This is a genomic window from Roseovarius salis (assembly GCF_044472985.1).
Taxonomy (GTDB): Bacteria; Pseudomonadota; Alphaproteobacteria; order Rhodobacterales; family Rhodobacteraceae; genus Roseovarius; species Roseovarius salis.
The window spans coordinates 1-8,914 of record NZ_JBISDG010000071.1 but is presented as its reverse complement, the minus strand read 5'-3'; the positions used below and the strand labels follow the sequence as shown (position 1 = coordinate 8,914).

The 8,914-nt window shown below is 67.3% G+C and carries 9 protein-coding genes; 4 read left to right on the top strand and 5 right to left on the bottom strand.

The genetic code is table 11. The annotated features are described in order from the left end of the window. On the bottom strand, positions 1-659 hold a 659-nt coding region (locus tag ACH13J_RS17755; RefSeq protein WP_397544686.1), incomplete at its 3' end, for a Y-family DNA polymerase. 150 nt (positions 660-809) lie between these two features. Continuing rightward, the gene (locus ACH13J_RS17750; protein WP_397544685.1) at positions 810-1,085 is read right to left on the bottom strand and encodes an I78 family peptidase inhibitor; all 276 of its coding nucleotides are present in this window, start codon (positions 1,083-1,085) and stop codon (positions 810-812) included. A gap of 135 nt (positions 1,086-1,220) precedes the next feature. On the opposite strand from ACH13J_RS17750, the gene ACH13J_RS17745 reads away from it, so the two are divergent. The 3 genes from ACH13J_RS17745 to ACH13J_RS17735 all read left to right on the top strand — a co-directional run bounded on the left by ACH13J_RS17745 (position 1,221) and on the right by ACH13J_RS17735 (position 4,163). Next, positions 1,221-2,333 (top strand): S-(hydroxymethyl)glutathione dehydrogenase/class III alcohol dehydrogenase, encoded by a 1,113-nt coding sequence (locus tag ACH13J_RS17745; protein WP_397544684.1) that lies wholly within the window; start codon positions 1,221-1,223, stop codon positions 2,331-2,333. A gap of 152 nt (positions 2,334-2,485) precedes the next feature. Beyond that, positions 2,486-3,358, top strand: coding sequence for a glutathione-dependent disulfide-bond oxidoreductase (yghU, locus tag ACH13J_RS17740; RefSeq protein WP_397544683.1), 873 nt, complete (start codon positions 2,486-2,488; stop codon positions 3,356-3,358). A gap of 94 nt (positions 3,359-3,452) precedes the next feature. After that, the gene (locus ACH13J_RS17735) at positions 3,453-4,163 is read left to right on the top strand and encodes an NYN domain-containing protein (protein ID WP_397544682.1); all 711 of its coding nucleotides are present in this window, start codon (positions 3,453-3,455) and stop codon (positions 4,161-4,163) included. A gap of 25 nt (positions 4,164-4,188) precedes the next feature. Here ACH13J_RS17735 and ACH13J_RS17730 read toward each other — a convergent pair whose 3' ends face one another. Then, positions 4,189-6,147 (bottom strand): transglycosylase SLT domain-containing protein, encoded by a 1,959-nt coding sequence (locus ACH13J_RS17730; RefSeq protein WP_397544681.1) that lies wholly within the window; start codon positions 6,145-6,147, stop codon positions 4,189-4,191. 165 nt (positions 6,148-6,312) lie between these two features. Between ACH13J_RS17730 and dapA the strand changes: the two genes are divergently transcribed. Continuing rightward, positions 6,313-7,188 (top strand): 4-hydroxy-tetrahydrodipicolinate synthase, encoded by an 876-nt coding sequence (gene dapA, locus ACH13J_RS17725; protein WP_397544680.1) that lies wholly within the window; start codon positions 6,313-6,315, stop codon positions 7,186-7,188. A gap of 9 nt (positions 7,189-7,197) precedes the next feature. Here the strand turns inward: dapA and speB are convergent, their stop codons facing one another. Both speB and ACH13J_RS17715 read right to left on the bottom strand, forming a co-directional pair. Next, positions 7,198-8,157, bottom strand: coding sequence for an agmatinase (gene speB / locus ACH13J_RS17720; RefSeq protein WP_397544679.1), 960 nt, complete (start codon positions 8,155-8,157; stop codon positions 7,198-7,200). Beyond that, the gene (locus ACH13J_RS17715) at positions 8,154-8,888 is read right to left on the bottom strand and encodes an NlpC/P60 family protein (RefSeq protein WP_397544687.1); all 735 of its coding nucleotides are present in this window, start codon (positions 8,886-8,888) and stop codon (positions 8,154-8,156) included. The genes speB and ACH13J_RS17715 overlap by 4 nt, the downstream gene beginning before the upstream one ends. Positions 8,889-8,914 lie beyond the last annotated feature (26 nt).

Genomic DNA, 8,914 nt, shown 5'->3' with positions numbered 1-8,914 from the left:
AGCGCCGCGACGGGCAGCGGCGCGAGCACCGTATGCGTCCGGCCCGGCGGCGCAATGCGCGGCAGCGGCGTGCAATACGGTGATGGGCCGGGCGTCACGCGCTTGCGCCGCCGGGCCGCGCGCGAACGCGTGGCCCGCGCCTCCTGATCGATCGAATCGCCCGACCGGACCGCCGACGGCGTGACCCCGGCATAGCGCGCCAGCGCCCAGGCCGCGCCGACCGTATCGGCCAACCCGCATCGTGCGCTAAGCCCCAGGGCGGCGGCATCCTCGGCCACGCGGGTCATCATCGCCTCTTCCCCGCCGAAAAGATGGGCGCAGCCGGTGATATCCAGAAGCAGCGAATCGGGCTGTTCCGCCGCCACCCAGGGCGAGAAGCGCACCGCCCACCGGGTCAGCGCACCGAGAAACGCCGCCTCCGCCTGCGGGTTCTGCAACCGCGTGACGAGCTGCCCACAGACGGCATGGGCATCGCGCAAGGGCTGGCCCGGCCAGAGACCGGCCGCCTCGGCCTCGCGCGACAGCGATGACAGCACCTGCATCTGGCCCGTGTCACGCACCACGGCAAAGGGCACGTCATGGACCGGTGCCATGCGCCGCAACAGGCGCTCGGCACCAAGCCGGGGAAACCAGACCGACAGGATGCGGCGGGCAGGCATGGCGGCGGCCTCTCTTTGCAGGAATGTTCATGATTTGTTCCAATCTAGAACGTGACCTGCGCGGAGTCGAGACCCGGCGTTGCCGCCTGCCCCGGCCCGCGCGACACGAAAGGACCGGCACCCGCCCCGGCGTGGGGGCCGTCGCCGTGCTCAGCCGCAATAGATCCGCTTGATGATCCCGTTTTCATCCGTTTCCACGTTCAGCCGATCGGGCACGTAATCCATCGTCACCGACAGGCCCGGCGGGATCACACGCACCTGCTGGCTGCCCGTTCCGAACGCGTGCTCCGCCGCCGGTTGGCCGACGAGGTGCTGCAACTCCGACGCGCCGCAGGCGTCCCTTTCGGGGGTGGGGTCGGGTGCGGGCGCTTCCTCTTCCGACATGCAGGCGGCGAGAAAAACGGTGGCGGCAAGGGCGAAACGCATGGGACACATCCTCCTATCCTTGCGACATTGTGTCCGCACACGCCGTGCCGAAGTCAACAGCGCGACCACGACGTTGTTGAAAACACGCCGGCTTTCGCCCACAGTCGGCGCAACGCGATGTGGGAGGACAAGATCATGCGCACAACCGCCGCCGTGGCCCTCGAAGCGGGCAAACCGATGGAAATCATGGAGGTCAACCTCGACGGCCCCAAGGAGGGCGAGGTTCTCGTCGAGGTAAAGGCAACCGGTCTTTGCCATACCGACGACTTCACCCTTTCGGGCGCCGATCCCGAGGGCCAGTTTCCCGCCATCCTCGGCCACGAGGGCGCGGGCGTGGTGGTCGAGGTCGGGCCCGGCGTCAAGTCGCTGGAGCCCGGCGATCACGTGATCCCGCTCTACACCCCGGAATGCCGCGAATGCGAATACTGCCTGAACCCCAAGACAAACCTGTGTCAGGCGATCCGTTCCACCCAGGGGCAGGGCGTGATGCCCGACGGCACGTCGCGGTTCTCCTTCACTGACGGCACGCCGATCCTGCACTACATGGGGTGCTCGACCTTTTCCAACCACACCGTCCTGCCCGAGATCGCGCTCGCCAAGATCCGCAAGGACGCGCCCTTCGACAAGGTCTGTTACATCGGCTGTGGCGTGACCACCGGCATCGGCGCGGTGATGAACACTGCCAAGGTCGAGATCGGCAGCCGCTGCATCGTCTTCGGCCTGGGCGGGATCGGGCTCAACGTCATTCAGGGGCTTCGGCTGGCCGGGGCCGACCAGATCGTGGGCGTGGACCTCAACCCCGACAAGGCGGACATGGCGTGGAAATTCGGCATGACCGATTTCGTCAACCCCGACGAGGTGGATGGCCCGCTCGTGGCGCATCTGGTGGAACTCACGGGTGGCGGCGGCGACTACACCTTCGACGCCACGGGCAACGTGCAGGTCATGCGCGACGCGCTCGAGGCCGCCCACAAGGGCTGGGGCGAATCGGTCATCATCGGGGTCGCCCCCGCCGGGGCCGAGATCTCGACCCGCCCCTTCCAGCTGGTCACGGGACGCACGTGGAAGGGCACGGCCTTCGGCGGGGCACGGGGACGCACCGACGTTCCCCGCATCGTCGACTGGTACATGCAGGGCAAGATCGACATCGACCCGATGATCACCCACACCCTGAAGCTCGAGGAGATCAACAAGGGGTTCGACATGATGCATGCCGGAGAGTCGATCCGGAGCGTCGTGGTCTACTGATACCGGGCCCGGGGTACCGGCCGCGCCACCTGCCGCGGCAGCGGCACCCGACACGCAGTCCGACCCGCGCACCCGTGGATGTGCGCGGGCGCACCTTGAGTCCGCGGCTCCCGTGGTTACGTTTCCCGGCAAATCACGGACAGGAGCATGACATGAGCGACGACAGCTATACACCGCCCAAGGTCTGGACGTGGGAAGAGGCCAACGGGGGCGAATTCGCCTCCACCAACCGCCCGATCGCCGGCCCCACCCATGAAAAGGAACTGCCCGTGGGCACGCATCCCTTCCAGCTCTATTCGCTGGCGACACCGAACGGGGTCAAGGTCACGGTCATGTTCGAGGAGCTTCTGGAGGCGGGCCACGACGCCGAATACGACGCCTGGCTGATCCGGATCGGAAAAGGCGACCAGTTCGGCAGCGGCTTTACCGAGATCAATCCAAACTCCAAGATACCGGCCATGGTCGATCACACGGGCGACCGGCCGGTGCGCGTTTTCGAGAGCGGTTCGATCCTGATGCACCTTGCCGAGAAGTTCGGCGCCTTCCTGCCGGCCTCGGGTCCGGACCGGACAGAAGTCATCAACTGGCTCATGTGGCAGATGGGCAGCGCTCCCTTCCTCGGCGGCGGGTTCGGCCATTTCTACAACTACGCGCCGCGGTACTGGAAGTATCCCATCGACCGGTACGCCATGGAAACCAAGCGGCAGCTGGATGTCCTTGACCGCGAACTCGCGCACAAGCCCTATGTCGCCGGCGACGAATACACGATCGCGGACATGGCCATCTGGCCATGGTATGGCAACCTCGCCCTTGGCAGGGCCTATGGCGACGCGGCGACGTTCCTCAGCGTGCACGAGTACGAGAACGTCATGGCATGGGCGGAAAAGATCGACGCGCGCGCTGCGGTCCGACGTGGTAAGATGGTCAACAAGACCTCCGGCGAGCCGCACGAGCAACTGCACGAACGCCACGATGCCGGCGATTTCGAGACAAAGACGCAGGACAAGATCGAACAGACGGCCTGACCCTTTCGCCCCCGGCGCATGGACAGGGCCGGGGCGGACAAACCGGTTTCAAGCGGCGGCCGGATAGGGCACGGTACCGGAAAGGAGTGACCGCATGCCCGAGAAGTCCCAACTGCTGGCCGTGCTGATCGACGCCGACAACGTGCCGTCGAAACATGCCGACGCGATACTGCGAGAGATCACCAGCTATGGCGAGCCCGGGCTGCGGCGCGTTTACGGCGACTGGTCAAACCAGCAGCTGGCCGGCTGGACGAAGACCGCGCAGAAACTCGGGCTGGTCCAGCACCAGCAGACGGCCAACACCAAGGGCAAGAACGCCTCGGACATCGGGCTCGTCATCGACGCGATGGACATCCTGCACGCGGGCCATTTCGACGGGTTCGTTCTGGTGTCTTCCGACAGCGATTTCACCCGGCTGGCCAGCCGCATCCGGGAGCAGGGCCTCACCGTCATCGGCATCGGCGAGGCAAAGGCGCCCGACGCGCTCAAGAATGCCTGCAACCGCTTCGTCGCGATCGAGAACATCGCGGAGGACGCGGCCCCCGCGCGGGGCAAGGCCGGGGCGCTGGACGCCAAGCGCAGCAGCGAGGCGCGCACGCTCATCACCGAGGCGATGGAAAAGATCGACCAGGACGACGAGTGGTATCCGCTTGGCCGAATCGGCCAGCAGATCCAGGCCGACAAGCCGGATTTCGACACCCGCAGCTACGGCAAGAAAAAGCTGAGCGACCTCGTCAAGGAACTCAAGGTATTCGAAACCAAGACCGGGCCGGGCAACCAGTTGTTCGTGCGGCGGCTGGACTGACGGACGTCATTCTCGCCGGGCGGACTCAATCGGTCCGGTCGAGCAGCGTGGCGCCGGCCAGTTCCTGCGAAAAAGGCACCGGCAGCGCCGGCCGCCCCAACCGCGCACGATAGACCGGCAGGCTCTCGGCCGTGCGCATCACGTAGTTGCGGGTTTCCCGGAACGGGATATGCTCGATCCAGTCGACGAGTTCCTCCTCGCTGCCACCGCGCGGATCACCGTATTCCTCCATCCAGCGCGGCGGCCGCGCCGGCCCCGCGTTGTACCCCGCCGCGACCATGACGATGTTGCCGTCGAACCGGGCGACCAGCTCGGCCAGATAGGCCGCGCCAAGCCGGGCATTGTACCGCCAGTCCGACATCACCCGGCCCCGGTCATGGTCGAGCCCGAGCGCGCGCGCCATGTCCGCCGCCGTGCCCGGCATGAGCTGCATCAGCCCCATCGCCCCCGCGCCGCTGCGCACGCCGGGGTCGAACTCGCTTTCGCGGCGGCCGATGGCCAGCGCCAGCTCCTTCGGCACCGGCAGATCCATCTCGTGCAGGGGATGCAGGGCGAAATAAGGGGCCGGCACCACGATTCCGCGCCGCGCTGCGGACTTGCCAACCATCACCTGCAGGTGAGGCTCGCCCATCTCTTGAAGCGCACGGCCAAGCCGGGCCACGCCCCCGGCATCGAGGGTATCCGAAAGGCTTCGGAAGAACCGCTCGGCCAGGGATAACCGCCCCGTCGCCAGAAGCAGCACGCCCGCCTTGTACAGGGGTGTCCGCACGAACGCGTGCGTGCGCCAGTCATCGGCGCCGAGGTCGTTGCCGGCGAGGGCGCTGTCGGGCGGCAGGCCGGCCCGCTCCGCCGCGAGCAAGCCATAGAAACTGGTCTGGTAACGCGCACCGAATTCATAAGCGATCTGCGCCGCCTCGGAATCGCCCAGCGCCTCCTGCGCCCTGCCGATCCAGTAGCCCGCGCGGCCAAGCGAAACCGGCGTCTCCACCGCGGCGCGAAATCTCTGGAAATGATCCAGGGCCAGGTCCGGTGCGTCGAGGTAAGTCAGCGCGATGTAACCCGAAAGCCATTCAAGGTCGGCATAGTTGCTGCCCTCGACCAGCTGGTGAAGCGCGGCGAGTTCATAGGCGGTGGCGGCCTCGCCCGCGCGCATCTGCGACCGCGCGAGGTACCGACGCCAGCCGGCCCACCGCTCCGGTTCGCCCAGCCCGCCGTCCACGCGGCTCTGCCGGAGGATGAGATCGATCGCGTCGTCACTGCGGCTGGTGCGGATATGACGATCGAAAAGGGCATAGGCGATGCCGGGGTCATCCTTGGCGCCTTCGGGCATGTCGTCCTCGGCCACGATGCCGCCGGCTTCGATCTTCTGGCGGATCTCGGCCAGCCGGCGCATCGTGTCATCGACCAGAGGCAGCATTTTCTGCACGTCCCGCAAGCCCCGCCAAAGCGCCATGCGCAGCCGTGCCTCGTGATGCGGCGCGAGAAGCTCGGCATGTGCCTCGATAAAGGCGTCATGTTCCTCGGTGGACAGATCCATCGTGCGCCATGCCAGCACGAGGCTCGCCTCGGCCTCGCCGGCCTGCCCGCGCGCCTTCAGCGCGCGCGCATATGCAAGAGCGCCCGTCCCCGTCTGCGGCGGATGGCCGTCGAAAAAGGCCAGCACCTCGTCGGTCCCCGCGCGGGCCATGACCTCCTCGCTCTCGCGACGCAGCCGGGTCAGGCCGGGCCAGCCGGGGTGATTTTCCAGAAAGGCAAGCACCTCTGCCGGGGTTCCCCTCCCGGCGCGCAGGCGCAACCACTCGACGATCGCCTCCGCGCCGGGACCGTCCCGGTTGGCCAGCTGCGCGGCGCGGTCCCACCGCCCGTCGCTCATGGCATCGAAGGCGCTCTGCAAGGGCCGAGGGGCGAGTCGCGGCACATCCTGTGCAGCGGCTTGGGCGGACAGGCCGAAAAGCACCAGCAAGGCAAGCAGGAGGCGCGACATCTCTTGCATTTCCGGCCCATGCGAAGGATAGACGGCCCCAGACTACGCGGAGGGTGGGCCCTGCGTCCACTCATAAGCTTGGCAGATGCGCGGCCTGCCGCTAGTGTCGCGCGATACCGGCCGGCGGGGCCACCGCGCCCCGCGTCCCGATCAATGGAGCGTGCCATGTTCAAAGGATCCTTTCCGGCCCTCGTCACGCCATTTCGTAACGGCGAAGTGGATCTCGAAACGCTCAGGAGCCTCGTGGAGTGGCACATCGGCGAAGGCAGCCATGGCCTTGTCCCGGTGGGCACCACGGGCGAAAGCCCGACGTTGTCCCACGAAGAGCACGAGACGGTGGTCGAGGAGGTGGTGCGCGCCGCCGCAGGCCGGGTGCCGGTCATAGCCGGCGCCGGGTCGAACAACACCGTCGAGGCGATTCGCTTCATGCAGCACGCCGAACGTGTCGGCGCCGATGCGGCGCTGGTGGTCACGCCCTATTACAACAAGCCCACGCAGCGGGGCCTCATCGCGCACTTCACCGCGCTGCATGACTGCTGCGAGTTGCCGATCATAATCTACAATATCCCCGGCCGCTCGGTCGTCGACATGAAACCGGACACCATGGGCGAACTGGCGCGGCTGCCCCGCATCATCGGGGTCAAGGACGCCACAGGCGATCTCGCGCGGGTAAGCGACCAGCGCATCAGCTGCGGCAAGGATTTCGTCCAGATTTCAGGCGAGGACCCCACGGCCGTGGGCTTCAACGCGCAGGGCGGCCAGGGAGTTATCTCCGTCACCGCGAATGTCGCCCCGCGGCTGGTCGCGCAGGTGCAGGAAGCGACGCTGGCCAATGATTACGCCAAGGCGCTGGAGATCCAGGACCGGCTCATGCCGCTGCACCGCGCGATCTTTACCGAGCCCGGGCTTGTGGGCGCGAAATACGCCATGTCGCGCCTCGGGCTGTGCACCGAGGAGGTGCGCTCGCCGCTGACGGGTCTCACCGACGAGACCAAGGCGCTGGTCGATGACGGGCTGCGCCACGCCGGGCTGATGAACTGAGCCGCGCCCTCAGCCGCCCCGGGCCGCCATCACGCACAGCATCTCGAACATGATCGACACGGCAAGAAACGCCGTGCCGCCGGCGGTGTCGAATGGCGGCGACACCTCGACCATGTCGCCACCGACGATATCGAGGCCCTCTAGCCCCCGCACAACCTGCAGCGCCTGGTAGGAATTCGGCCCGCCCACCTCGGGCGTGCCGGTGCCGGGGGCAAAGGTCGGATCGACGAAATCGATATCGTAGCTGACATATGTCGGCCCCGTCCCGGCAATCTCGCGCGCCTCGGCCATCACGTCCTCGGGGCCGCGGGCGTGGAATTCCTCGACCAGTATCAGGCGGATCCCGTTGGCCCGAGCGAAATCACGGTCCTCGGAATCGTACATCGTGCCGCGCAGACCGATCTGCACCACGCGCTTGGGGTCGAGAAGCCCCTCCTCCACCGCGCGGCGGAAAGGGGTGCCGTGCGTGTACATCGTGCCGCCGAAATAGGAATGGAAAAGGTCGGTATGGCTGTCGAAATGCACCATCCCCAGCGGTCCGTCCTTGGCCAGCGCGCGCAGGACGGGCAGCGAGACGAGGTGATCGCCCCCGGCCGTCAGCGGCACGATCCCCGCGCCCACCAGCCTGTCATAGAAATCCGTGATCCGCTTCATGCTGTCGGGGATATCGGCAGGGTTCGGTCCGACATCGCCCAGATCGGCACAGTTCACGGCTTCGAACGGGCGCATGCCGGAGGTGGGATGCTGCGCGCGGATCATGGTCGAGGCATCCCGTAGTTGCCGCGGCCCGTGGCGTGGCCCGGGCCGGTTGGTTGTCCCCGAATCCCATGGCACGCCGACCAGGCCGATCCCTACGTCATCGAACCGGTCATGCCCGGGCGGAACATGGGGCAGGCGCATGAAGGTCGGCACCCCCGCAAAGCGGGGCAGGTCGAACCCCGAGACAGGCCTGAAAAACGCGTCACTCATGCTGGTCCTCCCAATCTCTTGCGTGAGGTCACGGGGCCGTCGCCCTGCGCCTCGATTCGGTTGATGGCATCTTGCAGGGGTTCATGAACCACCGCCATGTGAAAGGCATTGGCATGCAGCAGCGACCCGGGGCCGGCCACCCACGCCACGTGGCCCTTCCAGAACAGCAGGTCCCCGCGCAAGAGCGGTTCATCGGCGCACAGCGCCCGGCCCAGTTCCCGCTCCTGCATGTCGCTGTCGCCCGGACACGCGAGCCCGCAGGCAAGACACGCCATCTGCACAAGCCCGGAACAGTCGATGCCGAAGGCGGTGTTGCCGCCCCAGAGATACGGCGCGCCGAGAAAGGTCTCGGCCACGGCAACCGGGTCGGCGGCCATCTCCTCCACCGGGGACAGATGCATCGCGGGGACGAACCCCAGGGGCGTCTCGGCAAAGCGCGCGCGCGTCCCGCTGACGGTCAGCAGGCTTCCATGGCTGAGCGCGGCGCTTTCGCGGCTCTTGACCTCTGGCACGGTGTAAACGTGGGTGGCCCGCGCCGTCACGCGGTGCGTGGGGGCAGGCGCATCCGCCAGCGCATCTGCCGGCACGTATCCCACGTACCCATCATGCCCCACCTCCACGAACGCCCAACCTGCGCGGGTTTCATACACTGTCACCGCCGCTCCCAGCAGGAGCTGGCGGTCGCGCGCGCCCCCCGGCGTGCGCAGCAGGTCGGCGACGGGAACCGCCACGCGGCGCGCGCGCCCCTCGGTGAAGG

Bases quoted from the DNA above. Each gene is read 5' to 3' on its own strand.
- yghU (WP_397544683.1), top strand. From the start codon at position 2,486: ATGAGCGACGACAGCTATACACCGCCCAAGGTCTGGACGTGGGAAGAG.
- speB (WP_397544679.1), bottom strand. From the start codon at position 8,157: ATGAGTGACGCGTTTTTCAGGCCTGTCTCGGGGTTCGACCTGCCCCGC.
- ACH13J_RS17745 (WP_397544684.1), top strand. From the start codon at position 1,221: ATGCGCACAACCGCCGCCGTGGCCCTCGAAGCGGGCAAACCGATGGAA.
- ACH13J_RS17730 (WP_397544681.1), bottom strand. From the start codon at position 6,147: ATGTCGCGCCTCCTGCTTGCCTTGCTGGTGCTTTTCGGCCTGTCCGCC.
- ACH13J_RS17750 (WP_397544685.1), bottom strand. From the start codon at position 1,085: ATGCGTTTCGCCCTTGCCGCCACCGTTTTTCTCGCCGCCTGCATGTCG.
- ACH13J_RS17735 (WP_397544682.1), top strand. From the start codon at position 3,453: ATGCCCGAGAAGTCCCAACTGCTGGCCGTGCTGATCGACGCCGACAAC.
- dapA (WP_397544680.1), top strand. From the start codon at position 6,313: ATGTTCAAAGGATCCTTTCCGGCCCTCGTCACGCCATTTCGTAACGGC.